Genomic DNA, 25,455 nt, shown 5'->3' with positions numbered 1-25,455 from the left:
GGTACTTAATTCGATGAAAATTTCAGGAACTACAGTCTTCAGCCCAACGGTTTTGTTGGCCGTTGCTTTGATGGCTATCATCGTCATGATGATCTTGCCCATACCTGCCTGGATCTTAGACATCGGGTTAGCTGCGTCCTTCGCGCTAGCCATTCTGATCTTCACGATTACGCTCTTTATTGAGCGCCCCTTGGACTTTTCATCGTTCCCTACAATCCTGCTCGCATCATTGATGCTTCGACTATCTTTGAACGTCTCTTCAACCAAACTGATTATTGGACAAGGGCACGCCGGCACAGATGCCGCTGGAGATGTTATTGAAGGATTTGCTCAGTTCATAATGGGCGGTAGTGTTTTTCTTGGGCTAGTTGTCTTTTGCGTTTTGTTGATCGTCAACTTTATGGTCATCACAAAAGGCGCAACTCGCATGGCAGAAGTAGGCGCACGCTTTGCGCTGGATGGCATGCCGGGCAAGCAGCTTGCCATCGACAGTGACATGTCTGCAGGCGCCATCGACCACAATGAGGCAAAGGCGCGACGAGAGCGTGAACAAGCCGAAACCACCTTTTTCGGATCGCTGGATGGTGCATCAAAATTTGTCAAAGGAGATGCCGTCGCTGGGTTATTAATTACACTACTCAACCTCGTTGCCGGCCTGGTAATGGGGGTCGTCGTCCATGGGATGGCGATTGGCAATGCCTTTGAAACATACGCTATTTTAACTGTTGGCGACGGTTTGGTCTCACAAATCCCAGCAGTTGTGATTTCGATTGCTTCAGCTCTTTTGTTGGCGAGGGGAGGTGCAAAAGGTGCGACAGACATGGCTGTTTTTGGACAGCTGGGGCGCCATCCTGCAGCGCTCACAACGGTCGCCGTTTTAATGGCCCTCTTCGGTCTCGTACCAGGTTTGCCACTTATTCCGTTCATGGCGGGCGCTTTCGCCTTGGCAACCGCTGCTTTTCTGGTCAAACGCAATACAGCTAATGCGAGTGGAACTCTGCCGAAGTCCGAAGAGCCTATAGAAACAATTCCAGAAAAGTCTCTTGGAGACGTACTGGAATTGGACGACATTCACGTCGAATTCGCCCCAGACCTAGTTAACATGGTACTTGACCCAGGTACTGGATTGGATGCTCGTATCGCGAACATGAGAGTCCACGTTGCAACGGTGTTTGGGGTTATACTCCCAGAAATCCGGTTGACCGACAACGCTGGTTTGTCAACTGGCGGATACATCCTCAGAATTCAGGGTGTCGAACAGGCAAGAGGCACGATCAAACCGACCGAAATCCTCGCGCTTGCGCCGGAAACAACCGGTAGTCTTCCTGACGGCGAAGACACGACAGAACCGGTTTATGGCGCTCCAGCGCGCTGGATCGCCACCAATGATCAGGAAGTCGCTGCAATGGCCGGTGTTACTCTAGTCACACCGACAGAGATTCTAGCTACACATCTTCTTGAAGTCGTCAAACGCAACTTCAGCCGTTTGCTGACGTTGAAATCGATGCGGCGCCTACTGGAGGAGATGAAGACTGTTTCAGATCCAATCAGGGCTGAAGCCAATCGCAAAATGTTGGACGCTCTGATTCCCGACAAGGTTCCGATGGATATCTTGCATGCTGTCCTTCGTCTGCTCTTGGACGAACAAGTGTCAATCCGAAACCTACCGCTTATTCTGGAGGCTGTGACTGAAGCACGCGCGCTGAACGCGCAACCCGAGGCAATCTGCGAACACGTTCGTCAGCGTCTGGGCTTTCAGATTATCTCCGGCATTCGGCGGAATGATGGAACGCTCCCGCTGGTTCAACTGGCACCAGAATGGGAAGACACTTTTGCCAGCTATCAGGTGGATGCTGACCGAGGGCTCGATATTGCGTTACCGCCTGATCTATTCAATCGATTGGCAGAAAATGTATCTGAAAAACTGCAAGATGCCGTCGATCAAGGAATTTTCCCTGCGGTTGTGACAAACACGCGTCGACGTCGTTTCTTGAAGACGATGATGCGGGCCAAAGGCATCAACAATCCGGTTTTGTCTTTCGAGGAAATAGGTGTAGACGCACGGCCTGCCTTGGTAGGTGTCGTTGCAGCATGACCCCAATAGCGGAAGCTCTCTTGCTGGTGCAAACTCAACTTTGGCTGGGCTTCGTAGTGTTTTTACGCGTAGGGGCCGCTGTTGTTTTACTGCCTGGTTTCGGTGAACAATCAGTCCCAGCTCGTATCAAGCTGGTTGTTGTATTGGCATTCACATTTATCGTGGCCCCTGCGATTCCACAAACCCCACCCACGTTTTCAACCGATGGCTTGGCTGTTTTGGTCGCAACCGAAACGCTTTCTGGGCTGCTAGTAGGACTTGGAATCCGTCTGTTTGTGTTGGCGCTACAGACTGCGGGCGCAATCGCCGCACAGTCCACTTCATTGTCGCAAATAATGGGCGGTGCGGCAATTGAGCCACTTCCGGCAATGGGATATGTGCTTACCGTCGGCGCGGTCGCGCTTGCGTTGATGGCAGGTCTACATGTGAAAGCAGCTCAACTGCTCATTCACTCCTACGTCCTTCTACCGATGGGATTGTTTTTGTCGGGCAGCGATGTCGCAGATTGGGGACTGTCACAAATCGCTCACGCGTTCGAACTTGCATTCCTCTTAGCCGCGCCCTTTGTCTTGATGTCAGTATTATACAACCTGGCTCTGGGTGTCATAAACAAGGCCATGCCACAGCTTATGGTCGCTTTTGTCGGAGCGCCGCTCATCACCTTAGGTGGGCTATTTCTGCTGTTTCTGGCGGCACCGGTCATACTGTCCGTTTGGCTATCAGCCCTTGACCAATTTATGATATCTCCATTCGGGGTAGCCAGATGACTACCCAAGAAGAGGACAGCGACAAGACCTTCGAACCAACGCCGCAAAAGCTGCTCGAGGCGCGAAAGAAAGGCGAGGTGGCGAAGTCGACAGACCTTCACACGGCGGCAGCTTATGGCGGGCTTACGCTAGTCTTTGTGGCAATGGGCGCACAATGCATTCAGTCCTTTGGCGACGGAATGCAGGTTTTGTTGGACCAACCCGCAGAGTTAGCCGATATTCTATTCACCGGTGGACCGTCCTCAATCATGGGGGGTATTCTGTGGAACACCTCATCAGCATTGGCCCCATTTTTTGTCGTCCCAGCAATAGCGGTTTTGGGCGCAGTGCTAGCCCAACGCGCCTTTGTTATCGCTCCCTCTAAACTGCAACCGAAACTATCACGAATATCGTTGATACAAAATGCGAAACAGAAATTTGGGCGCAGTGGTTTTTTTGAGTTTGGAAAGAGTTTTGTAAAGCTAATTCTCTATTCAGGGTGCCTTACCGTGTTTCTGGCAGCACGGCTTCCGGAAATGGTTGGAGTAATGCACGCCTCGCCCGGTTTGGTTGCTTCCCTCCTCGCTGAGATGTGTATCACTTTTTTATTCATTGTCGTTCTGATTTCGACAATACTGGGAGGTGTCGATGCCGTATGGCAACATCAGGAGCACATCCGCAAAAACCGGATGTCGAGAAAGGAGATCATGGATGAGACTAAGAGCTCGGAGGGTGATCCACATCTCAAACGGGAGCGCCGTGCACGAGGAGAGGCCATCGCAACCCAGCAAATGATGGCAGATGTACCTCAAGCCGACGTTGTTATCGTAAATCCAACCCACTACGCCGTTGTATTGAAATGGTCACGCGAAAGCGGAACCGCGCCTGTATGCGTTGCAAAGGGCGTTGATGAGATTGCATTTCGCATCCGTGAAATTGCACAAGACAACGAGGTTCCGATACATAGTGATCCACCGACAGCGCGGACTCTGCATGCTGTGACATCTATTGGTGATGAAGTTCATCCAGATCAGTATTCGGCCGTCGCCGCCGCAATACGCTTTGCGGACAAGATGCGCGAACAGATGCGTAACAGATTGTGATGATGGATCTATCTCAGCTCCAGCATATGGCGGATTTGAAATTCCGGCAAAGTGAACAGGCTGTATTGAGGCTGACAAGGAGGGAGGTCTCCTTAAGAACAGAACTGGCCCGGCTGCAAGAACTCGCGCATGCAACGCACTGCCAATCTGCATCAGACGAAGAATTGCGCGCGATCGGCGGCGATATCATTTGGCTTAAGTGGTTATCAAGCAGTCGAAGACAGCTGAACATCGAGCTTGCTCAGATACTAGCACAAAAGGAAGCGCTGATGGCACAACACTACCTGGTAAATGGTAAAAAGATGGTCGCTGACGAGTTATCAAAGAAAAACCAGCTTGTTGAACAAGGGCGGCGCGCGACCAGCGCACTAAACCAAGCGGTGGAGACCTCGTTGGTCCAGTCCACCTTCAGTAATCCTGGCGGGCAATCTCAACAATGAGCACATCCGAGATCTGATCACCCATGTCTCGTTTTGCCACTTCACGCAGAGCGCCGCGCAGGACAGCCAAATTGTTAGAGTCTGTGAAAGCACCGTTAAACCCACCGACGTTTGCATGATCAAAAAGCACCTGCAGGAATGAGTCTCTCAGTTTCGGTTCATGGGAGTAGATTGCATCCTTTTGCCCAGCGGGAACTTCGAGACTAAGCGACATCACCACCAATGCCTGAACAGCTTCATCCTTAACCACTGGTACTACAAACTGGTTGTTCATTTTAACGTATTCGCGGTCTGTCGTATCCTCTGCCCCACTACTTGTATCCGGAGCTTCAACGGTCTTTTCCATATTGGCCATATCTGCAGGTTCAGGACTTGGCCGCAAGAACACACCCGCGCCAACACCGGCCCCGGCGCCAACCAGTAGCAATATCAGGGGAAGCAGCTTTTTCACGTTGATTTCTCCTAAAATGGCAGAACTGCATCAAGAACCTGTTGGCCGATCCTGGGCTGCTGAACGTCAGTGATCTGACCTCGCCCACCATAGGACACACGGGCCTGAGCAATCTTGTCATATGTGATTTCATTTTTGCGCGAGATATCTTCCGGCCGCACGAAGCCAGACACAAGTAGTTCGCGCATTTCGAAATTGACTCGTAACTCTTGGGAACCCGAAATTGACAAGATGCCATTCGGCAAGACATCGACGACGGTGGCCGCCACGCGCAGTGTTAATTTTTCATTGCGCTTAACTGAACCATCCCCACTCGACCCGGAGCTGGACGTGATGGAAACCAGATCTGAGGAAGACGCGCCTTCCGGAAGCTTCTCATCCAACCTTTGCGGGAGGCCGCCCAACTGAGGAACCTGCAGGCTTTCCGTGCCACTTCGAGATCGATCCGTTTCATTGGAAATTTCGGCACGCTCGTCGATTTCTATTACAACCGTCATGATGTCACCGCGTTGAACCGCGCGCCGGTCTCCGAGCAACGAAGACCGCTGGCCGCTCCAGAGTGAGGCACGATCTGTAGGTTCAATCTCACCTACTACGAGCGGCAAACTTGCGGTAACCATTGCGGAATGCTCTTTTGTATCCAGAGGGTTAGAGAAGCTTGGCGGCTTGCCCAAATGGTCACCTCTACCACACGCACCAACAAGAACGCACGCAGCGAGCATGGCATATGTCCAACTCGTTTTCCTGGAGCTTGATATGTTCATCGCGTCACCTTCACTGATCCATCCTCCTGAACAAGACCGAACAATGTGGCGCGCGAGTTCAGATTCATGACACGCACCCGATCGCCGATCCCACCGCGCTCCAGCGCACGACCTTCAGTGGTGATGGACAGCCCGCCAGCATTAAAAAACAAAGGTACGATCTGGTTTCGGTTCACGATTGCCGGCGCACCAATGGCCTCGAACGGAATTGGGCGACCCGCATAAAGTGCAATCCGTGCTTCTTGCCCAATAACTTCAACCACACGATCGAACATGCCCGGTTGCAGACCTTCACGAACCGTAAGATCAGCCGACGTAATCAATGTACCAGGCCGCAAGGTCCGCGTAGGAGTTACGGTGTCGGCAGACGCCGCCATCGCCGTTATCGTAAGGCACAATATGATTAATGAACGCATCATCGGATTTGGGTCATCGCACCCATCATTTGATCAGCTGCAGAAATCACTTTTGAATTCATCTCGTACCCACGTTGAGCTGCGATCAAATCTGTAATTTCCCGCACTGCGTCGACCGAGCTTTCCTCGAGATAACCCTGGCGCAACGTCCCGAGTCCATCCAGGCCAGGCGTTGTTACAACCGGAGGTCCAGACGCGTCCGTTTCTGCAAACAAGTTGCTCCCCAACGCTTCCAAACCTTTTGGATTGGAGAAACCCGTGAGATCGAATTGGCCGATCAACTGACCAGCTGCCGCGTCAACGAAATAAGCATAGACTTCTCCATCGCCGTTAATCGAAATGCTCCGCGCGTCTTCGGGAACAACAATCTCTGGCGCGACAGTGTATCCATCTGATGTCACGATAACGCCTTCGCCAGTTCGCTTCAGCGCCCCATCTCGCGTGTAGGCCGTCTGACCGGAAGGAAGAGTGACTTCGAAATATCCATTGCCATCGATGGCGAGATCAAGGTCACCCCCTGTTGCCGCAAGTGACCCTTGTTCAAGATTCACTGAAACCGCGGCAGGACGCACGCCTAACCCCAGTTGAACGCCGGTCGGTAATACGGTTCCATCAGAGGCATTGATCGCACCCGGACGCGTCATCTGTTGGTAGTGCAAATCAGCAAACTCTGCACGCCGCGCATTATATCCCGTCGTACTCATGTTCGCGAGGTTGTTGGAAATTGTCTCCACTCGCATTTGCTGAGCTAACATACCCGTCGCAGCGATCTTAAGAGCGCGCATCTCTATCTCCTCAGTTGGATTTCAGCATAGCATCCATCGCACGACGGACGCGTTCGTCTTCAGAGGTAAGAAAATTCTGTCCCATCTCATAAGCTCGTTGGATTTCGATCATCCGGGCGAGTTGTCCAATCGGATCGACGTTCGATTCTTCGACAAATCCCTGCAAAATCCGCGCATTTTCCGATGGCTCAAACCCATCGTTTGAACTGAACATGACACCGCCTTCGCGGATAAGCGAAGTCCGATCTACAGGTTCCACAAGCCCAATCTGACCGACAAATGCCCCATCTGCACTGATCGATCCGTCAGGAGACACAGATAGCGTTCTCACTCCGGTTGGAATGAAAACCGGTGCACCACCAGCATCCAACACAGCAAACCCATCAGGCGTGACGAGATCTCCTTGCCCGTTCGGAGAGAAACTGCCTGCACGGGTCCCCCTCTCGCCTTCGGGTGTTTGGATCAGAAAAAAACCGTCCCCTTCGATTGCAAAATCATAGGTTCCACCAGTTTGCGTCAGCGGCCCCTGAACAAAAGAGGTTTCGCGGACATTGCCATGCCCCATCGACAGCGATGGCCCCCCGCGCATGGCCTGCACGTATTCCGAAAAAACGAGACCCTCTTGCCGGTAACCCGTCGTTGCACTGTTCGCTATATTGTTGGCAACGATTTGCATCTCGCGCATCAGACCAGACTGGCGTGTAAGCGTAATGTAACCGGTGTTATCCATTTCAACCTCCAATAATCAACGGAACGATTCTGCTTTGAAAAAAAGACACCAAAGTCTGTGTCATGAAGCCCATCGACAACCAGAAAACGACAATGATCGCAGCAAGTTTCGGGACAAAGGTCAGCGTCATTTCCTGTATGGACGTCAACGCCTGGACCAAGCCGATGGACACGCCCGCGACCAAAGCCACTGTCAAAATAGGCATTGATACCAGCACGGCGATCCAGAGCCCTTGACGCAGCGTGTCGAAGAATATGACTTCATTCAGCATATCAGACAGGCATCCGCAGGATTTCCTGATATGCTTCAACAACTTTGTTCCGGACAGTAACTGCAGTTTCAACGGCAAGCTCCGTCTGCGCAAGAGCTTGGACCAACGCGTGCGGGTCGGCTTGTCCAACCATGGCACTCTTCGCAACCTGCTCACCATGCGCGAGTGTTTGTGCGAAATCCATAGCAACCTTGCCAAAAACGCTGCCGCCATTGCCCTGACTCGGCTGCGTTGCCGGTCGAAGAGCGGCATAGTTCTGAACTGCTGATAGAGCTGCGGTTTCCATTCTGGATCTCCTTCAATTTGCGCGCTTTTAGCGGCGTAAGAGTTGCATCAAGCTTGATGACATCTGACGTGTTTGCTCGAACATTTTTAGATTTGCTTCGTAGCTGCGTTGCGCTTCACGCGCGTCCGCCAACTCGATTAAAAGGTCAACGTTAGACCCCTCATAGTGGCCCGTATCATCTGCCATCGGATGTCCGGGATCGTAGATGCGGTCGAGTGGGCGATCATCCAGTGACATGCGTCCGACCTCGACGCTGGCAACACCCTGATTGGAATCGAACGCAGTGCGAAACGGTATCGTTTTGCGCCTGTAGCCGGGTGTGTCCGAATTAGAGATATTTTCCGATAGATGACGAAGACGAGATGCTTGCGCTTGCAGGCCGCTAGCAGAAACCGAAAGGGATTTGGCAAATTCACTCATAAGAAACCCCTCACTGCCGCCCCAAGCTGGAACGCAGAATGTTCAATGCGGATTTGTAAATTGCCAGGGATCTATCGTGTTGCCGCTTGACCTCAGTTGCACGCAGCATTTCCGTCTCAAGCGAAACTGTGTTTCCATCCGGCGAAGCAAAGGATTTGTCTTGCATCACAATTCCATCAACCCCGTTCGAAGCGCTACCATTCATATGGGCAGACCGTGATGTACGTTGCCGAAAGGCGACATTTTCTGCTGGAGCGTATGTGTCAGCAAAGCTTGGCATGTCTCGTGCGATATAGCCGGGTGTATCGGCATTCGCGACGTTTTGGGCGATCACCGCCTGCCTTTGCCCGGCATGTACCGCCATTGCCTGCGCCGACTCGAAAACGGCAAGATTTTGAAACATCGGGGCTTCTCCCTCGTGTAATTTCAATCAACGCTTAACTCTGATTCCCTAAGAAACTGTGTGCAAACATCAGGAGGATCCGATGCGCCAAGCCTTGCGATTGCAAATGCTGCAAGCTCAGCTTTCAGATATTCGAGTATTGTATCCAATTGGCCGGATCAGTGCTGCCCGCGGCAACATCTTGACTGTTTCCGGTTTGAATGAGGTAGCAAAGATTGGCGACCGTGTGTTGGTCGTTCGCCAATTGGAAGCGCCTCTTTCAGCAGAGGTCGTGCAACTGTCTCAGACCGATGTAACGATCATGCCCGATGGCCCATGTGAAGGTATCGCACTTGGCGATCGTGTCACAATTGATGACAAGAACAAGATTGCCCCAAATCAAAGCTGGTTGGGTCGCATCGTTGATCCGGACGGCAAACCGTTGGATGATAAGCCTCTCGGTCACGGGCTAGTGTCACGCAAGCTAAAGAGCAAACCACCGGCTGCGACCTCTAGACGTGCCCTGGGCCCGAGAATAGATACTGGGCATGTTGTGTTTGATACGATGTTGCCAATTGTTCGGGGACAGCGGATCGGTCTGTTCGCAGGTTCTGGGGTAGGGAAATCCAGCCTGATGGGTCGGTTGGCCAAACAGATGTCAGCAGACGTTGTTGTGATCGCCATGATAGGTGAGCGAGGGCGGGAAATTCGTCAGTTTGTTGACGATGTTCTTGGACCGGAAGGGCTCGCGCGGTCAGTTGTGGTTGCGGCCACATCTGACCAGTCGCCACTTCTAAGACGTCGGTGCGCCTGGACAGCAATGGCCATTGCAGAGCATTTCAGGGATGAGGGGATGTCGGTATTATTGCTCGCTGATTCCATCACGCGCTTTGCAGAGGCACATCGCGAGGTCGCAGTTGCTGCCGGTGAAGCGCCTGTTTTGCGGGGCTTCCCTGCTTCGACGTCACACCTGATTATGTCACTTTGTGAACGGGCGGGTCCGGGCGGCCCCGATCAGGGTGACATAACAGCGGTTCTTAGTGTTCTGGTTGCAGGCTCTGACATGGATGAGCCGATCGCCGACATTTTGCGTGGAGTTCTAGACGGGCATGTCGTCCTAGACCGTACTATTGCTGAACGGGGACGGTTTCCCGCTGTCGATATATTGCGATCAGTGTCCAGAAGTCTTCCTGCAGCCGCCTCCGACACAGAAAATGAAACCATAGCACAAGTGCGGAAACTTGTGAGCGTGTATGCGCAGAACCAGATGATGATCAGCGCCGGACTATACACGCAGGGTGCAGACCCGGAAATAGATGCCGCAATTCAGGCTTGGCCACATTTGGACAAGGCAATGACAGTGGTTCATGAGCAAGGGTGCCAGCACAGCTTCGACCAATTGAGATTGGCATTGCGTCGCGGAAACGGCACCGGCGGAGCAAGAAAACCGGTACGCTAGCAGTCAAGGCTCAACCCGCAAGGCTGATTGCATTTAGAACCAGCGCTCCAGACCACTCTGCTCAGACTACTACAAATATGCGTAAAACGTCAGCTCGCAACGCGATTTAGAGGATGCACGCTGTTTCAGACGCTTAAGAGTGTGAGCGCAATTGATGCACCAGTTGCACCGTTCCCGATTTGTTGCAACTGCGAGCGCGCCAGATATGTCGTTACAAGGCGGTCAAGTGTCTCGGCGTTTGCAAAATCCGCTGGGTCACTCACGCCCAGCACTCGTGCAGACCTTTCTTGGAACACGGACAGTTGCTGATCAATATCAATTTGTCCAAAGGCTTGGGGCAATCCTAACGCGGTCTCAAAAAGAGTTCTTAGAGGCGGTTGTCCCATAATGCTGAACCACTTCGCTGCATCGGTTCCAGAACCCTGAACCACATCTGGCAGCGTCCGCTCAGCATAAAGTGCGATACGCATTGACTCATCTTGGTTGCCGGTTTCGACTTCGAAACTATTAGCTTGGAATTTCATAATTATGTCTTCAACAAAGCCTGGCTTTAACGCCCCCCTAATCTCTCCGGGGCCAAGGCCAAATGCCTCGGAAAATTCTCGATAGCGACTGTCCGAAAAGCGATTTGCCAATGCGTCATCTGCAGTGGTGCCATCGCTCAACATTTTTTGAATAAAGAAAGTATTGTTTATGTCGTCTGACAAGCCGAAGGCGCCCATTGCTACGGTCAGCAATTGGCGGTCTGATACCAGTTCTTCAGCCGTACTGACGGACGCGATTTTTTCCGCAAAATGATCAGTATCTCGTTTCAACTCCGTTGACTGGTTGAATGCAGAAAGCTGCTGGTCGTATGTCCGTTGTAGAAACTGCCAACCGGCCAAACCGGAAGAAATCAGAACTGGCTGATACATGGTTAGTGATTCGCCGCCAACAGGCGTTCTTCACGGGGTAGAAGGGCGCGCAGTGCCTTCAGGCACTTGTAGTGATCATCGTTCACAAGTGCATGTGACGCAATATCGAGATGTTTTCGGCTGTCGGAATCGATAAATATCTGGCTCAACTCCTCGATGCTGCGCAACAACCATTGACGCGCATCGGACTTGTCACTGTCACCCGATAAAACGAGCTGAACAGCATAGCATACTCGCCGAACCGGAGTTGTCGCGTCTTGCGGATGGATCGCGTCACGTAACCGCAGAATGTTCGCATCAGAGGAAACAATTGCCAACCGGCTTCTCCGATCGCCATTTTCGATGACCGCTCCATTGATCAGTATGCGCTCTTTCGGGCCAAGCTTTAGAATGAGACCACTCATTTTGAAGGTCCTTCCGTTTTTAGGCCACGCAAAATAGCCATATTTATTTCGAGTAGAGGCAATACGGATGCTTTTTCGCGTAGTATTTTTTTGGTGTGGTGGCGTGTAAATTCGGCTAAATAAATGATCCGGGCTTTCAGGTCTTCTGGCAGCGGATTCTCTTTGTCGACAATATCAACGACGAGTGCCGTCCAAAGTCTTTGATTATCGTGTAATGCATGCGCGTAGCTGGGGAAGTCTGATTTAGCCTTGATGGCCGTATCACGCAAACCTTGGGTTACACGGGCTATGATTTCATATTCCGCCCGTCGTCCGTTCTTGATTGATACTGCATGTTCAGTATAGCCACGCATGGCCTGGAAGGTTGCATTCACACCATAGCCTTTCAGAGGTTCATGTCAGAAGAATACCGGGGCGTTGAACGTCAACGCCCCGGCCTGCCTGATTACCGGAACAACGATAGGATTGTTTGCGGTGCCTGGTTAGCGATCGAAAGCGACTGCACACCCAACTGCTGCTGAGTTTGCAAGGCTTGCAAACGTGCAGATGCTTCTTCCATATCAGCATCGACAAGCGCGCCGATACCAGATTTCATCGCGTCAGTAAGTTTGCCAACAAACACGTTCTGATCTTCGACCCGCTTGGCAGAAGCACCGAGTTGAGCAGCTCCGTTGATCGCGGTTTGAAGGAACGCTTCCATTTCACCCAGTGCCGTAGCGGCCGAAGCCTGGTCCGTTATGGCGGTACGACCGGCCACGTCCAGGTTGGCTTCGAAATCAACGGTCGCAACGTCGATAGTCGATGCTGTCGGCGCACCAGATCCAACACGGTCCAAAGACGACAGAATGGTAAGCTGAGTTCCCCCATTACCATCGGTGTCCGTCGCCAACAGATTTACGCCATTGAACTGTGACGCACCGATGATGGAAAGAATTTGCGCTTCCTTCTCCGCCATGTCGGCTTCGATTTTCGCGTAATCAGCCGTTTCGCTGTTACCCGAGACGGTCAGTTCTTTCATTTCTTCAAGAACGTTTACAATTTGCTCAGCCCCGGCAGAAGCAACTGCAACCGTTGACTCGCCAACGCTCAGAGAGTCCGAAATCGCGTTGAAACCAGCAACGTCCGATTCCATGACCTTTGAAATCGCCCAAATAGATGAGTTGTCCTTTGCAGACGCTACAGATTTACCGGTTGAAATCTCATTCTGCGTCATCGCCAAGTTTTTGTTGATACCCTTAAGGGTCTGCAGCGCAACCATTGCGCTGTTGTTCGTAAGAATGCTCGACATGTGCATTTCCTTTTGTCACGGCGCTTTGCGCCCTGGTTTACGTCCCGCCCCCCGATGGGACGGCCAAACTGCCATTCTGACAAATGCACACCCTTTTGGGGGGTTATGCGCCACCTGTTTCTAGATGCGCGATCACCATGAAGCTGATTTGCCTAACGCTTCCCTAAAGTCCAAGAACCGAAAAACACGGATTTGAATCAATTTCGCTCAGGCACGTTTTTCCAAGCTACCAACTGGCTTCAGATCAAAAGTTGTACGCTTACCTCGCGCATCATACGTCTCGAGTGACTCGCGTACGCGTTTAACAGCGGACAATCTCCCTGCCACGGATCGGATCCCGTCTGCGGCAGAATCCAGCAGGGTCTGGTTTCGTTCAAGCTTGGTTCGTAGGGTGACAACGAACTCTGTGTCGGCCGCTGTAAGGTCGCCAAGCTCATCGATCAGACGCGACTTTCGATCAAACAACCTGCTTACCTCGTTCAGATTTCCATTGAGCAAAGCCGCTCTCTCCGTATCGAGCAGATCATGAAGTTCATCAAAAGCGATCTGAAACTCATCATGTTTCATTGCTGCGCTCCTTTAACGATTCGAACAGCGCTTCGGCCAATCCTATTCCGCCTGCCTCAACCATCTTTTCAGCCTGAGCCTGTACCAAGAATGATGAAAACTGGTCTTCACCCGCACCACCTCCGAACGTATTGCGGCTTTCGCCAAGCCCTGCTGATTTCAGCATTTCTGCCAAAAACGATGCTTCAAGTTTTTCCGCTGCCAAACGCAAAGAAGTGTCTCGACTGTCCGCGGCAGCGGGCGAACTTACTGGTATGGAATTTGGTATCATTGGCATTCCTTAGAATTCGACTGATTTTCCCTACCTTTGCGGATCAGCAGTAAAGAACCAGTAACCATGGCTGGTCCAATCTGGGTCAAACGCGGAAGAATCCCGGAGAAATATGTGCAACTCATACAAACTATCGGTGCAACCTTGCCCGCTGACCGAAGTGTTCGAACCCATCCGGTAGAAGAACATGCGCCAATTGTGCCTTTCGATTTGGCGGCAAATGGGGGCACGGACCAACAAGCAGTTCACAGCCGGATGGATCGTGCGCCCGACACGGCGCCTTCACCCGACCTCCTGACAGGGTCGGAAGACAAAGAAGCACAGGCTAAAGGAGATGTCGCAATCCAGACACCCAGCGGGATAGCCGCAACTTCTGAAAATCACACGACAAGTGAAACCATTGGCGAAACAGGGCAAGATTACCTCAAAACGTTGAGCCGCGAGCCGCAATCAAGCCCGAATGAGCGGGCAAAGTCATCGCCGATAACAGCAATGGTTCAGGGACTATCGCAACCTGACATAGTCTCTGATGAGGCATCGGGAGCCGTTTCGCAGTCAGCGGAGACTACGCTACATCCGAAATCAACACCAATGGTGCCGCCCGGTCATACAACTACGGAAACGAAGACGAACGCCATAGTTCGACCGGAGCAACCTTCGGAAGCGAACAGGACACTCTCAAACAGTTTGGCAGAGGTCACATCATCATCTAAATCAGATACCATGGGTGCCGCACACTCTCAGCATCTTGAACTCTCGGAAAATGGAAACCGGCGCTTCAATCAAGCGACGGAGGCACCGCTGCTCGCATCTTCGTCACGTCACAGTCCGCAGTTGCACAACATGAAGAATGGGTCCGTTGGGACGGGGCAACATTTGCAGGCGGCCGAATTCAATTTGTTGTCAAATCAGTCTCTGTCTGTAGGCAAAGTGGAATTCAAGCCGCAGCACATGGAAGGTGAACAACTATCCCCTCTTCCAAGTTCGTCAGTTCAAAAAAGCGCGTTTGATACGCTGCCGGTAAAGGGAGCGACCACGCCGATCACAACAACTCTACACACAACAGGCAATAATGTTGTCAGCAAAGGTGCGGTAGAAAACATGACCCCTGCCGAACATGTTGCTTCTCACCGCAGTTTAACCCCGACTCCGGCAGTTCAGACAACACAAACGGTGGACACAACTGTGTCGCTCTTGTCAACGCAAGTCACGACAGAGGCAGAAATGGCAACAAAGGCGGATGAACTCGTATGGGACATCAGACCAAATGCACCACTGCAGTCTTCCAATAGTAGTTCAACGGCACCGAGGGTCGAATTACCACAGCACATCTCTCACTCTGTTGCTGAAGCTTTTAAAAGCGCACCTAACAAGCCCATCGAAATCACACTGAACCCAATTGAACTGGGGCGCGTCCGCATGATCATGACAACAAGCGAAACCGGTATCACGGTCACTGTGACTGCTGACCGCGGTGAAACGCTGGATCTGATGCGGCGCAACATAGATGATCTTGGCAAATCACTAAGTGACCTCGGTTTCGAAGACGTTTCCTTTGCCTTTGATCAAGGGCAGCAACGCACCGAGCAGCAAGAGCAGGCAAGCGGTGACGAATTGGCTGCGGCTGATGAACTTCTCGCCGCGGACCAAACATCAACTCCGGTTGCACGCGTTTCACACGTGACTTCAACCGGTATCGACATGAGGCTTTGAGATATGGATATCACCCAAACACCCGGCGCCACACCGGCCACCAATAGCTCCACCGGCAACGCTGCCACATCAAGCGTCCTTAGCTCAGACTTCGAGGTTTTTCTTCAAATGCTCACCGCTCAAGCTGAGTATCAGGACCCCTTGGAACCCATCGATTCATCTGAGTACGCGGCACAGTTGGCGCAGTTCTCGATGGTGGAGCAGCAGGTGAAGACAAACGATCTCATGCAGGAAATGATTGCCGCCCTTGGCGCCAATGACATGTCCGGCGCAGCCAACTGGATCGGGATGGAAGCACTGGTGCAAGGCCCGGTCCAGTTTGAAGGGTCAGCGATCACGATCGCGCCCAACCCACCTGTTGCGGCGGACCAGGTAACGTTGATCATTACAAACGAGCAAGGCACAGAAGTGACCCGCCGCAGCTTGCCTGTCAGTGCTGAACCATATGTCTGGGATGGCCTGGACGCCAGCGGCGCGACCCTTTCGCATGGCGAATACTCCTTTCAGATAGAAAGTGCCGCGAACGGGGAAGTTTTGCTGACAGAGCCGGCTCTGGCCTACAACCGCGTCACCGAAGCACGCATCGATAATGGATCAACGCTGCTGGTACTTGAAAGTGGATACATGGTGCATGCCAACAACGTGACGGGATTGCGGGACGCCGGCTAGGGCAACGCATCACTTACACGAAACCCTGTGTAAACGCCCGGCATGATGAGACGACGAAACGACCCAAATGGAAAACGAGTGGCTGGCGTGGACATAACCTCCGGGTGGTGGTCCGGCTGCTCATTACTTGCCAGCGCAGCAAGAATACTGCCTGCATGCACACCCATCGCCACGCCGTTACCATGATATGCAAAACCTGCCAGAATACCCGACATACCGGGTACCGGCCCTACAAATGGCACGCGATCTCTTGTCAAACAGACAAGTCCGGACCACGCATGTGTCACATCAACATGAGACCACGCCGGAAACATGGTGCGAAAGCTGTGAACAACAGCGGAACGCGCTTGCCTTTCCGCACTTGGGCCGCAAAGCAGTCCGCCTCGCATTCCGAACAGAAACCGCCGATCCGGCATAAGGCGGAAGTAATGTAGAAGGTGTCGAGTGTCGTACGCCATCTGATCACTTGTCCATCCCTGCCGTTGCAATTCCGCCTCGGTCAACGGGCGCGTTACGATCGCCGTGGATTGCGCGGGCATGCAGCGCGACGCCATCCAGTTGGGGATGTCTTCACTTGAATAGCCGTTGGTGGCTACGACGATCTGTTCTGCACGAACAACACCGTTGGGCGTTTTCACTTCTCCGGAGGTAATACGGACGGCTGGGCTGTTGTCGTGGATCACCACGCCAAGTTCGAGACACGCTTCGACCAACCCATCAATAAGCTTGCGCGGGTTCAGCCCAAAACCAATTGGGTTTGTGATGGCCCCGTGAAATGGCCCGGACAGGCCGGCTAACTCCAATTCGGAAGATGACAATACATCCACTATCACACCGTAGTTTTCAGATGCAGCGCGCGCCTCATCCTCGAACGCTCTGAAATCACGTGGACGATGGGCAAGGCAGGTTTCGCCTTTCGAATGCCGATCCACATCCAGGGATAAATCCGCGATCAACGCCTCGACACGCTCGACAGCAACCCGTTCGGTTGTTCGCCAGTCCCGCCGCGCGGCATGACCATAACGCCGATCCAAAGCCATATCAGACCGCATGCTGCCGCCCAGACAACAAAAACCGCCGTTACGTCCTGACGCGCCCCAACCTATAGAATTGGCTTCCAGCACAACAACCTGTGCGCCACGACGGGCAAGGTGAAGGGCTGCAGACAGGCCTGTGAAACCGCCACCTACGACGACAACGTCACATCTGATGCCTCCTGCCAGGGCAGGATGTGAAATGCTCTGCACCGTCTCATCCCACCAGCATCCCTCCCTCGGCCCAGAGGCATAGGCATATTGCGAAAAGATACGCCTCATGCGGCGCGTGCAGCGGCTTGCTCGTCTCGTTTGGCCCGCACAGCAGCATGTTTCGAAGCCAGCGACGCGACAATGACTCCCACTGCAACCAATCCGATCAGGATTGTGCTGAGCGCATTGATCTCGGGGCTTACACCAAGCCGGACGGAGGACCAAATCTTCATGGGAAGGGTCGTGGCCGACGGTCCCGACGTGAACGAAGCGATGACCAGGTCATCGAGGCTAAGGGTAAAGGCCAAAAGCCAACCGGATATGACCGCTGGGGCGATGATAGGCAATGTGACAAGACGAAAAGCGTCCCAAGGTGATGCGCCAAGATCCAATGCGGCCTCTTCGAGCGATCTGTCGAAAGTCACCAACCGCGAGGACACAACGACAGAAACGAAGCACATTGAAAACGTGGTGTGCGCAAGGACGATCGTCAAAACACCCCGGTCCAGCCCGATCCCGATGAACAGCAAAAGAAGAGACAGACCAGTGATCACCTCCGGCATCACCAACGGTGCGTAGATCATACCTGAGAATAGAGTACGACCGAAGAAACGTCCGCCGCGCACCAGCACGTAGGCCGCCATTGTACCCAGAACTGTGGCAATGCTCGACGAGATGACCGCAACACGCAGCGTCACCCACGCCGCGACCAGAAAGGCCTCGTTAGACAGCAGTTCACCATACCATTTGGTCGAAAACCCCGCCCAGACCGTGACCAGCTTTGATGCATTGAAGCTATAGATCACGAGGATCAGCATCGGCACGTACAGAAACACAAAACCAAGCGTCAACGACACGACATTGAAGGATGACAGGCGGTTCATCCCTCGGCCTCCACCTGTTTCTGTTCGTTCCGCTGAAACAGGACGATGGGTATGATCAGGATCAGCAGCAAGATCACCGCAACTGCCGATGCCACCGGCCAATCACGGTTGGAAAAGAACTCTTCGAACAACACTTTGCCGATCATCAGCGTGCCCGACCCGCCCAATAGCGACGGGATCACGAACTCGCCCAGCGCAGGGATAAAGACCAGAAAGCATCCTGCAATGATCCCGTTGCGCGACAGCGGGATCGTCACCAGCCAGAATGCCTTGATCCGCGAACAGCCTAAATCCTCGGCAGCTTCGATCAATGATCCGTCAAGACGATCAAGTGCGGAATAGATGGGCAGGATCATGAACGGCAGATACGTATAAACGATCCCGATGTAGACGGCGGTGTTCGTGTTGAGAATAGTCAGCGGGGAATCGACAACCCCAATCCACAACAGGAACTGGTTCAAGAAGCCCTCACCCGAAAGGATACCAACCCAAGCATAGACCCGGATCAGAAACGATGTCCAAAACGGCAAGATCACCAGCATCAGTAGCGTGGGTCGCCACTGCTCCGGCGCACGCGCCATGGCGTAGGCCATTGGATAGCCGACAAGCAGCGCGAACAATGTTGAAATCAACGCAATCTGAAGCGAGCTGACATAGGCTTTCCAATATAGATCGTCTTCGGTCAGAAAGATGAAGTTCTCGAAATCGAGTTGCGACAGCATATTCCAGATGCCGTCTTTGGCGGTGGGCATGTATGGAGGAATGGCGAGCGCGATGTCGGATAGGGAAATCTTGAAAACGACCGCAAACGGGATCAGGAACAGCGCCAAAAGCCACACATAGGGCACAGCTATGAGGACAGCACGCCTCATTCCGCTAACAACACCCCGGCCGTCTTGGTCCAGCTGACCCAAACCGGATCTTCCCAAGTGAAATCCCGGCGCGAGATCCGACGCGTATTGGCAACCTGCGCTTTGATGATGTCCCCGGTAGGAAGCTCGACGTGATATGTGGAGAGATTGCCCAAGTACGCGATATCCAGAATCTTGCCTCGCACAGCGTTGTCCGCCGCGGGTCGGTCTCTATGGATCGACACTTTTTCTGGCCGAATAGCCAGATGGCACGGTTGACCATCCGAAAATGGACGCGAACTGGAAGCCTGCACCGGGGTATGATCTGCAGCCCATCCAACTTCGTACATGTCCTGCCCAACCGGTTTCGCTGCACCGTGCAGAATATTCACGTCCCCGATAAAATCGGCAACGTAGACACTGTTTGGAGCCTCATAAATGCGCTCCGGGGTTGCGACCTGCATCACCCTACCTTCATCCATGACAGCAACACGGCTGGCGACGGTCATTGCTTCTTCCTGATCGTGCGTCACGATGACAAAAGTGGTGCCGGTCTTTTCCTGAATATCCATCAGCTCGAACTGTGTCGCTTCGCGCAGCTTTGCATCAAGCGCGCCAAGCGGTTCGTCCAGCAAAAGCAGTTTCGGCGCCTTTGCCAGTGACCGGGCGAGCGCCACACGCTGGCGTTGCCCACCTGAAATCTGATGCGGTTTACGACGCGCAAACTTTTCAAGCCGCGTCAGCTTCAACATCTCTTCGACTCGTGCCGCAATAGCCGCCTTGTCATTGCTTTCGCGCCGTAGGCCGAACGCAATGTTGTCCCACACAGAAAGATGCGGAAACAGGGCATAGGACTGGAACATCATGTTCACGGCCCGTTTGTTAGCTGGCACACCGGCAATGTCCTGTCCCGCCAGCTCAATGGACCCGTCGGTAGGGTTCTCGAACCCCGCCAGCATCCGCATCATCGTGGTCTTCCCACAGCCCGATGGTCCGAGCAGGGCAAAGAACTCGCGTTCGAAGATGTCGAGGGTCAGATCATCGATGGCAATAAAATCACCAAAGCGTTTCGTGACATTGCGAAACCGGATCAACGGCTTCTCATTCGGGTCGTCCCAGGGGGCGAAAACAGTCTCTGCCAAGGGGAATTCCGTTCAAAAGGAAATGGGCGCGGGGGGTCCTCCGCGCCCGGAAGTCGGCGTTAGGTGCCGGACTTGATCTTGGTCCACATCCGCGTGACCGTCCGCTGTACGCGGGCCGGATACGGGGTGGTGGTATAGAGATTTTCCAGCGTCGCCTCGTCCGGATAGATCGCCGGATCACCGATCACATCCTCAACTAGGAACTCTTGCGAGGCTGCGTTGCCGTTGGCGTAGTACACATAGTTTGACGCTTGCGCCATGTTCTGCGCATCCAGGATGAAGTTCAGGAACGCATGCGCACCCTCGGGGTTCGGCGCGTCCGCAGGGATCGCCATCTGGTCGAACCACATCAAGGCACCCTCGCTCGGCGCATTGTAGGCTATCTCAACGCCGTTCTCGGCTTCGGCAGCGCGGTCACGCGCCTGCAGGATATCACCGGACCAACCGAAGGCGACACAGATGTCACCATTCGCCAGCGCGTTGATGTATTCCGAGTTGTGGAATTTCTGCACGTAAGGACGCACACCCATCAGGATCGGCTCCGCCTTGGCCAAAACGTCAGGTTCATGGCTGTCCGGATCTTCACCGATGTATTGAAGCGCTGCAGGAATCATCTCGGTTGGCGCATCAAGGAAATGCACGCCGCAAGCCTGCAGCTTTTCCATATTCTCAGGCTTGAAGAGCAGATCAAGCGATCCCAGCGGGGCATCCTCGCCCAGGATTTCCTGAACTTTGCCAACATTCACGCCGATGCCGGTAGTGCCCCACATGTAGTTGATGGAATATGCGTTGTCTGGATCGTACTGCGCCGTGCGCGCCTCGACCACATCCCACAGGTTTTCGGCATTGGGCAGCTTGGATGCATCCAGTTTCTGGAATGCCCCGGCGCTAATCTGGCGCTGCAAGAAGGTGCCCGACGGCACGACGATGTCATAGCCAGAAGAGCCGGCCAGCATCTTCGTTTCCAAAACCTCGTTGCTGTCGAAGACATCATAAACCAGATCAAGCCCGGTCTCTTCTTCGAATTTCGTCAGCAGGTCTTCGTCAATGTAGTCAGACCAGTTGTAAACGCGCACTTCGTCTGCAAGCGCAGCGCCCGCCAGGGTAAAAGCTGCGACAGAACTCAGCAGTGTAGTTTTCATGATGTACTCCCCGTATCACGCCCGGTGAGCCCGGGTCAGCAGGCATGAAACCAACTTTTACCTCACGCGTCCAGCAAGATTGCAGATGGCGGATTGACGGCGCGCACGCTGCCCATATTCTCGGCACGTTCTAAAACACCCGAGGTTTCCATGCCCGCTATCACCAATCACATGCCCACGTCCGAGCTTCAGGCACTGGACGCCGCGCACCATATGCACCCTTTCACCGCGGGCGGAGAGCTGGCGCAAAAGGGCGCACGTATCATCACGCGAGCCAGGGGAGTGTTCCTGCATGACAGTGAGGGGAACGAAATCCTCGATGGCATGGCTGGCCTCTGGTGCGTGAACATAGGCTATGGCCGCAGCGAGCTGGCAGATGTCGCAGCCCGCCAGATGCGCGAACTGCCCTACTACAACACCTTCTTCCAAACGACCCACGTGCCCGCCATCGCGCTGGCCCAGAAGATTGCCGAACTGGCCCCGGGGGATTTGAACCACGTCTTCTTTGCCGGATCTGGGTCCGAGGCAAACGATACCAATCTGCGCATGGTCCGCACCTATTGGGCGATCAAGGGCAAACCCCAAAAGCAGATCGTGATCAGCCGCAAGAACGCCTATCACGGTTCATCCGTCGGATCAGGGTCGCTGGGTGGCATGACGGCGATGCACGAACAGGGTGGCCTGCCGGTCCCCGGGATCGTACACATCAACCAGCCCAACTGGTGGTCTGAAGGCGGTGATACAGCGCCCGAAGACTTCGGTTTGGCGCGGGCGCAGGAACTGGAAGCCGCCATTCTGGAACATGGCGAGGACAAGGTTGCCGCCTTTATCGCTGAACCCATCCAAGGTGCGGGCGGTGTCATCATCCCACCCAGCACATACTGGCCGGAAATCCAACGCATCTGCGACAAGTACGAAATCCTCTTGATCGCGGACGAGGTGATTTGCGGATTTGGCCGTACTGGCAACTGGTTCGGCAGCCAAACCCTCGGGATCAAACCGCATATCATGACCATCGCCAAGGGGCTGAGCTCCGGCTACCAGCCGATCGGCGGCTCTATCGTATGTGACGAGGTGGCCGAGGTCATCGGCTCGGGCGAGTTCAACCACGGCTACACCTATTCCGGCCACCCGGTTGCCGCTGCCGTCGCTATGGAAAATCTGCGCATTCTGGAAGAGGAAAACATCCTCGACCATGTCCGCAGCGTCGCGATGCCCGCCCTGCACGAGATGTGGCACGGGTTGGCAGACCATCCTTTGGTAGGAGAAACGACGATCGCCGGCATGATGGGGTCGCTCGCGCTTACTCCGCACAAGGACAGCCGCGCCAAGTTCGCGATGGACGCGGGCACCGCAGGGTTCATGTGCCGCGAACGATGCTTCGCCAATAATCTGGTGATGCGCCACGTCTATGATCGGATGGTCATATCGCCGCCGTTGGTGATCTCGCCAGACGAAATTGAACAACTGGGACGTCGCGCGCGGACTGCATTGGACGAATGCTATGCGCATTTGAAAGACGGCGACATGCTCAAGCCTGCCACTTAGGCCTTTACAATCATTCCTCTTGGGTGGTCGCAGAAACACTCTGCCGGTCCGCTTTCGGTGATCCGAATGCTTTCTGTGATGGCAAGACCCCACCCGTCCATCCATAAGCCGGGCATAAAGTGGAACGTCATGTTTGGCTCAAGCACCGTATCATCCTCAGTCCGGAACGAAATGGTACGCTCTCCCCAATCGGGCGGATAACTTAGACCGATGGGATACCCGCAGCGCGCGGTGCGTTCGATCCCGACCTTGCCCAAGGCACTGTTCAAGGCGGCAGAAACATCCCGCGCCTGATTGCCTGCACGGGCGGCATCAATTCCTGCCTCCAGCCCCTCAATCACTGCGGCTTCGGCGCGCTTCATCTCGTCCGGTGGGTGCCCAAGGAACACCGATCGACACAATGGCACGTGATATCGACGGTAACACCCTGCAATCTCGAGTGTTGTCGCCTCTCCTGACCGAAACGGATCGCCATTCCATGTGAGATGTGGCGCGGCTGCATCTGCCCCTGATGGCACAAGGGGCACAATCGCTGGATAGTCCCCCCAGTCTCCGTCGACGCCCAGAATGGCATCGCTATATGCTGCCGCTACCACCTCATTCTTTGGCACGCCCGGAACGATACGTTGTGCCATACCGTCAACTACTGCTTCAGAAATGCGTGCCGCCTTGCGCATGAAGGCAATCTCGGCATCCGATTTTATAGCACGACACCAGTTCACGAGCGACGTGGCATCAACCAACTCAAGCCCTGCGGTTTCAAGCACCGCATATGCCTTGGCAGAGAAATAGTAGTTGTCCATCTCGACCCCAACACGACCAGAGAGACGGCTAGCAAGGTCTTCCATTGGGTGCCGGGTTGAGGTTTGAATGTAATGTTCGTCATATCCGACCGCGCCACCGTCGCCCATCCAAGTCGTACGCATCGCGCCCGCCACGTCCTGCAAACGACCCCACCAGATCGGATCAGCGTCATGGGTTACGATCACACCCTGGTGCACGTAAAACGACCATCCGTCATAGCCTGTCAGCCACCCCATGTTCGACGGATCAGTGACCAGCAGGCAATCCAGATCAGCCTGCGCCATAGCCGACCGCACCTGCACCAAGCGCGCGTGATACTCACCAGCTTCAAATGCGTATGACATGATTCCCCCGCCTCCACTGTTTCAACGTCGCGGGTACATTGCCTAAAAACGCACAACAGTGCAGTGATTCCGACCGGATTGCGCTACCAATCGTTGTTTTCCGTCATAGTTGGTTGCATTGCGACAACCACCTCGGTTTAGTTTGCGTCAAAGCGGCGGCGCAAGATCGCCAAAAGAACGGGGAGCCAGATTTGGCCAACACTACGACCGACCACGCGTTCGTCGAATTCGAGCGTGTGCAGAAGAGTTATGATGGCGAAATCCTCGTCGTCAAAGATCTCAACCTCTCAATGCCCAAGGGCGAGTTTCTGACGATGCTCGGACCGTCGGGTTCAGGCAAGACGACCTGCCTGATGATGCTGGCCGGGTTTGAAACAGCCACCCATGGCGAGATCAAGCTGGGTGGGAAACCCATTAACAATATTCCGCCGCACAAGCGCGGGATCGGGATGGTGTTCCAAAACTATGCCCTGTTCCCGCACATGACGGTCGCTGAGAACCTTAGTTTCCCACTCGAAGTACGCAAGATCGGCAAATCCGAGCGCGAGGAAAAAATCATGCGCGCGCTTGGCATGGTGCAGATGCAGGACTTTGCAGGCCGTCGCCCGGCGCAACTGTCTGGCGGCCAACAGCAACGGATCGCGCTATCCCGCGCGTTGGTATTTGAACCTGAATTGGTGCTGATGGACGAACCGCTTGGCGCGCTCGACAAACAACTGCGCGAAACGCTGCAATTCGAAGTAACGCGTCTGGCGCACGATCTGGGTATCACTACGGTTTATGTAACGCACGACCAGACCGAAGCTTTGACGATGTCCGACCGCGTCGCTGTCTTCGACGATGGCCGCATTCAACAACTCGCACCGCCAGACCAACTTTACGAAGAGCCCGAAAACAGTTTCGTTGCGCAGTTCATCGGCGAAAACAACACGCTGATGGGCACGATTAGCAAGATCACCGGCGACCAGTGCGAAGTGACGCTCGACGATGGTGAAATCATCGATGCAAAGCCGATAAACGTATCTGAAGTTGGCCAGCGCACCCGCGTTTCGATCCGGCCTGAACGGGTCGAGATGAACAAGGAACGTCTCAGCCCCGATGCGCATACACTCAAGGCTGAGGTGCTCGAGTTCATCTACATGGGCGATATCTTCCGTACGCGACTGCGCGTCGCCGGAAACGACGATTTCGTCATCAAGACACGCAACGCCCCCGATCAGGTGCGCCTGACACCGGGCACCCAGATCGACATCGGGTGGTTGCCACAGGATTGCCGGGCGCTTGACGCCTGAGCAAAGAGAAGAAGGCCAGGGCGACGC

The 25,455-nt window shown here is 54.0% G+C and carries 30 protein-coding genes; 9 read left to right on the top strand and 21 right to left on the bottom strand.

What is annotated here, in order from left to right:
- Nucleotides 1-13: 13 nt before the first annotated feature.
- Genes flhA through Q1A75_RS10100 form a run of 4 tightly spaced genes read left to right on the top strand, consistent with a single transcriptional unit; the run spans nucleotide 14 to nucleotide 4,384 of the window.
- Nucleotides 14-2,095: a flagellar biosynthesis protein FlhA gene (flhA, locus tag Q1A75_RS10115; protein ID WP_299592113.1), complete on the top strand. Its 2,082-nt coding sequence runs from the start codon at nucleotides 14-16 to the stop codon at nucleotides 2,093-2,095.
- Nucleotides 2,092-2,862, top strand: a complete 771-nt coding sequence (locus Q1A75_RS10110; RefSeq protein ID WP_299592115.1) for a flagellar biosynthetic protein FliR — start codon at nucleotides 2,092-2,094, stop codon at nucleotides 2,860-2,862. The genes flhA and Q1A75_RS10110 overlap by 4 nt, the downstream gene beginning before the upstream one ends.
- A complete protein-coding gene (locus tag Q1A75_RS10105) occupies nucleotides 2,859-3,944 on the top strand; it encodes a flagellar type III secretion system protein FlhB (RefSeq protein ID WP_299592117.1) in 1,086 nt (361 codons plus the stop codon). Before Q1A75_RS10110 ends, Q1A75_RS10105 begins: the two co-directional genes overlap by 4 nt.
- Nucleotides 3,944-4,384, top strand: a complete 441-nt coding sequence (locus Q1A75_RS10100; protein WP_299592119.1) for a hypothetical protein — start codon at nucleotides 3,944-3,946, stop codon at nucleotides 4,382-4,384. Before Q1A75_RS10105 ends, Q1A75_RS10100 begins: the two co-directional genes overlap by 1 nt.
- Here the strand turns inward: Q1A75_RS10100 and Q1A75_RS10095 are convergent.
- Genes Q1A75_RS10095 through Q1A75_RS10055 form a run of 9 tightly spaced genes read right to left on the bottom strand, consistent with a single transcriptional unit; the run spans nucleotide 4,353 to nucleotide 8,910 of the window.
- Nucleotides 4,353-4,835, bottom strand: coding sequence for a flagellar basal body-associated FliL family protein (locus Q1A75_RS10095; protein ID WP_299592121.1), 483 nt, complete (start codon nucleotides 4,833-4,835; stop codon nucleotides 4,353-4,355). The two genes, Q1A75_RS10100 and Q1A75_RS10095, sit on opposite strands and share 32 nt — an antisense overlap.
- An 11-nt stretch (nucleotides 4,836-4,846) precedes the next feature.
- Nucleotides 4,847-5,557 carry a flagellar basal body L-ring protein FlgH gene (gene flgH, locus Q1A75_RS10090; protein WP_299592241.1) on the bottom strand — a complete coding sequence of 237 codons (711 nt, stop codon included), beginning with the start codon at nucleotides 5,555-5,557 and terminating at the stop codon, nucleotides 4,847-4,849.
- Nucleotides 5,558-5,595: 38 nt separating this feature from the next.
- Nucleotides 5,596-5,976 carry a flagellar basal body P-ring formation chaperone FlgA gene (gene flgA / locus Q1A75_RS10085; protein ID WP_299592123.1) on the bottom strand — a complete coding sequence of 127 codons (381 nt, stop codon included), beginning with the start codon at nucleotides 5,974-5,976 and terminating at the stop codon, nucleotides 5,596-5,598.
- A 38-nt stretch (nucleotides 5,977-6,014) separates the two neighbouring features.
- Nucleotides 6,015-6,800 carry a flagellar basal-body rod protein FlgG gene (gene flgG, locus Q1A75_RS10080; protein ID WP_299592125.1) on the bottom strand — a complete coding sequence of 262 codons (786 nt, stop codon included), beginning with the start codon at nucleotides 6,798-6,800 and terminating at the stop codon, nucleotides 6,015-6,017.
- A 10-nt stretch (nucleotides 6,801-6,810) separates the two neighbouring features.
- The gene (locus Q1A75_RS10075; protein WP_299592127.1) at nucleotides 6,811-7,530 is read right to left on the bottom strand and encodes a flagellar hook-basal body complex protein; all 720 of its coding nucleotides are present in this window, start codon (nucleotides 7,528-7,530) and stop codon (nucleotides 6,811-6,813) included.
- A 1-nt stretch (nucleotide 7,531) separates the two neighbouring features.
- Nucleotides 7,532-7,801 (bottom strand): flagellar biosynthetic protein FliQ, encoded by a 270-nt coding sequence (locus tag Q1A75_RS10070; protein WP_299592129.1) that lies wholly within the window; start codon nucleotides 7,799-7,801, stop codon nucleotides 7,532-7,534.
- 1 nt (nucleotide 7,802) lies between these two features.
- Complete coding sequence (fliE, locus tag Q1A75_RS10065; protein WP_299592131.1) at nucleotides 7,803-8,087, bottom strand: flagellar hook-basal body complex protein FliE; 285 nt, start codon at nucleotides 8,085-8,087, stop codon at nucleotides 7,803-7,805.
- A 27-nt stretch (nucleotides 8,088-8,114) separates the two neighbouring features.
- Nucleotides 8,115-8,507 carry a flagellar basal body rod protein FlgC gene (gene flgC / locus Q1A75_RS10060; protein ID WP_299592133.1) on the bottom strand — a complete coding sequence of 131 codons (393 nt, stop codon included), beginning with the start codon at nucleotides 8,505-8,507 and terminating at the stop codon, nucleotides 8,115-8,117.
- 10 nt (nucleotides 8,508-8,517) lie between these two features.
- Nucleotides 8,518-8,910, bottom strand: coding sequence for a FlgB family protein (locus Q1A75_RS10055; RefSeq protein ID WP_299592135.1), 393 nt, complete (start codon nucleotides 8,908-8,910; stop codon nucleotides 8,518-8,520).
- Between the two features lie 106 nt (nucleotides 8,911-9,016).
- On the opposite strand from Q1A75_RS10055, the gene Q1A75_RS10050 reads away from it, so the two are divergent.
- The gene (locus Q1A75_RS10050) at nucleotides 9,017-10,348 is read left to right on the top strand and encodes a FliI/YscN family ATPase (protein WP_299592243.1); all 1,332 of its coding nucleotides are present in this window, start codon (nucleotides 9,017-9,019) and stop codon (nucleotides 10,346-10,348) included.
- Nucleotides 10,349-10,473: 125 nt separating this feature from the next.
- Here Q1A75_RS10050 and Q1A75_RS10045 read toward each other — a convergent pair whose 3' ends face one another.
- From Q1A75_RS10045 to Q1A75_RS10020, 6 genes are all read right to left on the bottom strand, one after another.
- Complete coding sequence (locus tag Q1A75_RS10045; RefSeq protein WP_299592137.1) at nucleotides 10,474-11,262, bottom strand: DUF1217 domain-containing protein; 789 nt, start codon at nucleotides 11,260-11,262, stop codon at nucleotides 10,474-10,476.
- A gap of 2 nt (nucleotides 11,263-11,264) precedes the next feature.
- Entirely contained in the window at nucleotides 11,265-11,666 is a 402-nt protein-coding gene (gene flbT, locus Q1A75_RS10040; RefSeq protein ID WP_299592139.1) for a flagellar biosynthesis repressor FlbT, read from the bottom strand.
- Nucleotides 11,663-12,019 carry a flagellar biosynthesis regulator FlaF gene (flaF, locus tag Q1A75_RS10035; protein WP_299639755.1) on the bottom strand — a complete coding sequence of 119 codons (357 nt, stop codon included), beginning with the start codon at nucleotides 12,017-12,019 and terminating at the stop codon, nucleotides 11,663-11,665. Before flaF ends, flbT begins: the two co-directional genes overlap by 4 nt.
- A gap of 92 nt (nucleotides 12,020-12,111) precedes the next feature.
- A complete protein-coding gene (locus Q1A75_RS10030) occupies nucleotides 12,112-12,954 on the bottom strand; it encodes a flagellin (protein WP_299592144.1) in 843 nt (280 codons plus the stop codon).
- Nucleotides 12,955-13,161: 207 nt separating this feature from the next.
- The gene (locus tag Q1A75_RS10025) at nucleotides 13,162-13,521 is read right to left on the bottom strand and encodes a flagellar biosynthesis protein FlgN (RefSeq protein ID WP_299592146.1); all 360 of its coding nucleotides are present in this window, start codon (nucleotides 13,519-13,521) and stop codon (nucleotides 13,162-13,164) included.
- Nucleotides 13,511-13,792 carry a rod-binding protein gene (locus Q1A75_RS10020; RefSeq protein WP_299592148.1) on the bottom strand — a complete coding sequence of 94 codons (282 nt, stop codon included), beginning with the start codon at nucleotides 13,790-13,792 and terminating at the stop codon, nucleotides 13,511-13,513. The genes Q1A75_RS10025 and Q1A75_RS10020 overlap by 11 nt, the downstream gene beginning before the upstream one ends.
- 66 nt (nucleotides 13,793-13,858) lie before the next feature.
- Between Q1A75_RS10020 and Q1A75_RS10015 the strand changes: the two genes are divergently transcribed.
- The gene (locus Q1A75_RS10015) at nucleotides 13,859-15,505 is read left to right on the top strand and encodes a flagellar hook-length control protein FliK (RefSeq protein ID WP_299592150.1); all 1,647 of its coding nucleotides are present in this window, start codon (nucleotides 13,859-13,861) and stop codon (nucleotides 15,503-15,505) included.
- Nucleotides 15,506-15,508: 3 nt separating this feature from the next.
- Nucleotides 15,509-16,174, top strand: a complete 666-nt coding sequence (locus Q1A75_RS10010) for a flagellar hook capping FlgD N-terminal domain-containing protein (RefSeq protein WP_299592152.1) — start codon at nucleotides 15,509-15,511, stop codon at nucleotides 16,172-16,174.
- Here the strand turns inward: Q1A75_RS10010 and Q1A75_RS10005 are convergent.
- The 5 genes from Q1A75_RS10005 to Q1A75_RS09985 are packed head-to-tail and all read right to left on the bottom strand — an operon-like array spanning nucleotide 16,171 to nucleotide 21,440.
- A complete protein-coding gene (locus tag Q1A75_RS10005; RefSeq protein ID WP_299592154.1) occupies nucleotides 16,171-17,490 on the bottom strand; it encodes an FAD-binding oxidoreductase in 1,320 nt (439 codons plus the stop codon). The two genes, Q1A75_RS10010 and Q1A75_RS10005, sit on opposite strands and share 4 nt — an antisense overlap.
- Nucleotides 17,487-18,305, bottom strand: a complete 819-nt coding sequence (locus Q1A75_RS10000) for an ABC transporter permease subunit (RefSeq protein WP_299592156.1) — start codon at nucleotides 18,303-18,305, stop codon at nucleotides 17,487-17,489. Before Q1A75_RS10000 ends, Q1A75_RS10005 begins: the two co-directional genes overlap by 4 nt.
- Entirely contained in the window at nucleotides 18,302-19,177 is an 876-nt protein-coding gene (locus tag Q1A75_RS09995) for an ABC transporter permease subunit (protein ID WP_299592158.1), read from the bottom strand. The genes Q1A75_RS10000 and Q1A75_RS09995 overlap by 4 nt, the downstream gene beginning before the upstream one ends.
- The gene (locus tag Q1A75_RS09990; protein WP_299592160.1) at nucleotides 19,174-20,298 is read right to left on the bottom strand and encodes an ABC transporter ATP-binding protein; all 1,125 of its coding nucleotides are present in this window, start codon (nucleotides 20,296-20,298) and stop codon (nucleotides 19,174-19,176) included. Before Q1A75_RS09990 ends, Q1A75_RS09995 begins: the two co-directional genes overlap by 4 nt.
- A gap of 59 nt (nucleotides 20,299-20,357) precedes the next feature.
- Nucleotides 20,358-21,440, bottom strand: coding sequence for a polyamine ABC transporter substrate-binding protein (locus Q1A75_RS09985; RefSeq protein WP_299592162.1), 1,083 nt, complete (start codon nucleotides 21,438-21,440; stop codon nucleotides 20,358-20,360).
- A 150-nt stretch (nucleotides 21,441-21,590) separates the two neighbouring features.
- Between Q1A75_RS09985 and Q1A75_RS09980 the strand changes: the two genes are divergently transcribed.
- Nucleotides 21,591-22,988, top strand: coding sequence for an aspartate aminotransferase family protein (locus tag Q1A75_RS09980; protein ID WP_299592164.1), 1,398 nt, complete (start codon nucleotides 21,591-21,593; stop codon nucleotides 22,986-22,988).
- Here Q1A75_RS09980 and Q1A75_RS09975 read toward each other — a convergent pair.
- Nucleotides 22,985-24,136: a M24 family metallopeptidase gene (locus Q1A75_RS09975; protein ID WP_299592167.1), complete on the bottom strand. Its 1,152-nt coding sequence runs from the start codon at nucleotides 24,134-24,136 to the stop codon at nucleotides 22,985-22,987. The genes Q1A75_RS09980 and Q1A75_RS09975 overlap by 4 nt on opposite strands.
- Before the next feature lie 191 nt (nucleotides 24,137-24,327).
- On the opposite strand from Q1A75_RS09975, the gene Q1A75_RS09970 reads away from it, so the two are divergent.
- Entirely contained in the window at nucleotides 24,328-25,428 is a 1,101-nt protein-coding gene (locus Q1A75_RS09970) for an ABC transporter ATP-binding protein (protein ID WP_299592169.1), read from the top strand.
- The last annotated feature ends 27 nt before the right edge of the window (nucleotides 25,429-25,455 follow it).

It is taken from the genome of uncultured Tateyamaria sp., assembly GCF_947504105.1.
In the GTDB taxonomy this organism is placed as follows: Bacteria; Pseudomonadota; Alphaproteobacteria; order Rhodobacterales; family Rhodobacteraceae; genus Tateyamaria.
This window is presented reverse-complemented; position numbering and strand designations above follow the sequence as displayed.

Excerpts from the sequence above, each read along its gene's own strand:
- flhA (WP_299592113.1), top strand. The coding sequence starts at position 14 with ATGAAAATTTCAGGAACTACAGTCTTCAGCCCAACGGTTTTGTTGGCC.
- Q1A75_RS10110 (WP_299592115.1), top strand. The coding sequence starts at position 2,092 with ATGACCCCAATAGCGGAAGCTCTCTTGCTGGTGCAAACTCAACTTTGG.
- Q1A75_RS10105 (WP_299592117.1), top strand. The coding sequence starts at position 2,859 with ATGACTACCCAAGAAGAGGACAGCGACAAGACCTTCGAACCAACGCCG.
- Q1A75_RS10100 (WP_299592119.1), top strand. The coding sequence starts at position 3,944 with ATGATGGATCTATCTCAGCTCCAGCATATGGCGGATTTGAAATTCCGG.
- flgH (WP_299592241.1), bottom strand. The coding sequence starts at position 5,557 with ATGCTCGCTGCGTGCGTTCTTGTTGGTGCGTGTGGTAGAGGTGACCAT.
- flgA (WP_299592123.1), bottom strand. The coding sequence starts at position 5,976 with ATGGCGGCGTCTGCCGACACCGTAACTCCTACGCGGACCTTGCGGCCT.
- flgG (WP_299592125.1), bottom strand. The coding sequence starts at position 6,800 with ATGCGCGCTCTTAAGATCGCTGCGACGGGTATGTTAGCTCAGCAAATG.
- Q1A75_RS10075 (WP_299592127.1), bottom strand. The coding sequence starts at position 7,530 with ATGGATAACACCGGTTACATTACGCTTACACGCCAGTCTGGTCTGATG.
- Q1A75_RS10070 (WP_299592129.1), bottom strand. The coding sequence starts at position 7,801 with ATGCTGAATGAAGTCATATTCTTCGACACGCTGCGTCAAGGGCTCTGG.
- fliE (WP_299592131.1), bottom strand. The coding sequence starts at position 8,087 with ATGGAAACCGCAGCTCTATCAGCAGTTCAGAACTATGCCGCTCTTCGA.
- flgC (WP_299592133.1), bottom strand. The coding sequence starts at position 8,507 with ATGAGTGAATTTGCCAAATCCCTTTCGGTTTCTGCTAGCGGCCTGCAA.
- Q1A75_RS10055 (WP_299592135.1), bottom strand. The coding sequence starts at position 8,910 with ATGTTTCAAAATCTTGCCGTTTTCGAGTCGGCGCAGGCAATGGCGGTA.
- Q1A75_RS10050 (WP_299592243.1), top strand. The coding sequence starts at position 9,017 with ATGCTGCAAGCTCAGCTTTCAGATATTCGAGTATTGTATCCAATTGGC.
- Q1A75_RS10045 (WP_299592137.1), bottom strand. The coding sequence starts at position 11,262 with ATGTATCAGCCAGTTCTGATTTCTTCCGGTTTGGCCGGTTGGCAGTTT.
- flbT (WP_299592139.1), bottom strand. The coding sequence starts at position 11,666 with ATGAGTGGTCTCATTCTAAAGCTTGGCCCGAAAGAGCGCATACTGATC.
- flaF (WP_299639755.1), bottom strand. The coding sequence starts at position 12,019 with ATGCGTGGCTATACTGAACATGCAGTATCAATCAAGAACGGACGACGG.
- Q1A75_RS10030 (WP_299592144.1), bottom strand. The coding sequence starts at position 12,954 with ATGTCGAGCATTCTTACGAACAACAGCGCAATGGTTGCGCTGCAGACC.
- Q1A75_RS10025 (WP_299592146.1), bottom strand. The coding sequence starts at position 13,521 with ATGAAACATGATGAGTTTCAGATCGCTTTTGATGAACTTCATGATCTG.
- Q1A75_RS10020 (WP_299592148.1), bottom strand. The coding sequence starts at position 13,792 with ATGATACCAAATTCCATACCAGTAAGTTCGCCCGCTGCCGCGGACAGT.
- Q1A75_RS10015 (WP_299592150.1), top strand. The coding sequence starts at position 13,859 with ATGGCTGGTCCAATCTGGGTCAAACGCGGAAGAATCCCGGAGAAATAT.
- Q1A75_RS10010 (WP_299592152.1), top strand. The coding sequence starts at position 15,509 with ATGGATATCACCCAAACACCCGGCGCCACACCGGCCACCAATAGCTCC.
- Q1A75_RS10005 (WP_299592154.1), bottom strand. The coding sequence starts at position 17,490 with ATGAGGCGTATCTTTTCGCAATATGCCTATGCCTCTGGGCCGAGGGAG.
- Q1A75_RS10000 (WP_299592156.1), bottom strand. The coding sequence starts at position 18,305 with ATGAACCGCCTGTCATCCTTCAATGTCGTGTCGTTGACGCTTGGTTTT.
- Q1A75_RS09995 (WP_299592158.1), bottom strand. The coding sequence starts at position 19,177 with ATGAGGCGTGCTGTCCTCATAGCTGTGCCCTATGTGTGGCTTTTGGCG.
- Q1A75_RS09985 (WP_299592162.1), bottom strand. The coding sequence starts at position 21,440 with ATGAAAACTACACTGCTGAGTTCTGTCGCAGCTTTTACCCTGGCGGGC.
- Q1A75_RS09980 (WP_299592164.1), top strand. The coding sequence starts at position 21,591 with ATGCCCGCTATCACCAATCACATGCCCACGTCCGAGCTTCAGGCACTG.
- Q1A75_RS09975 (WP_299592167.1), bottom strand. The coding sequence starts at position 24,136 with ATGTCATACGCATTTGAAGCTGGTGAGTATCACGCGCGCTTGGTGCAG.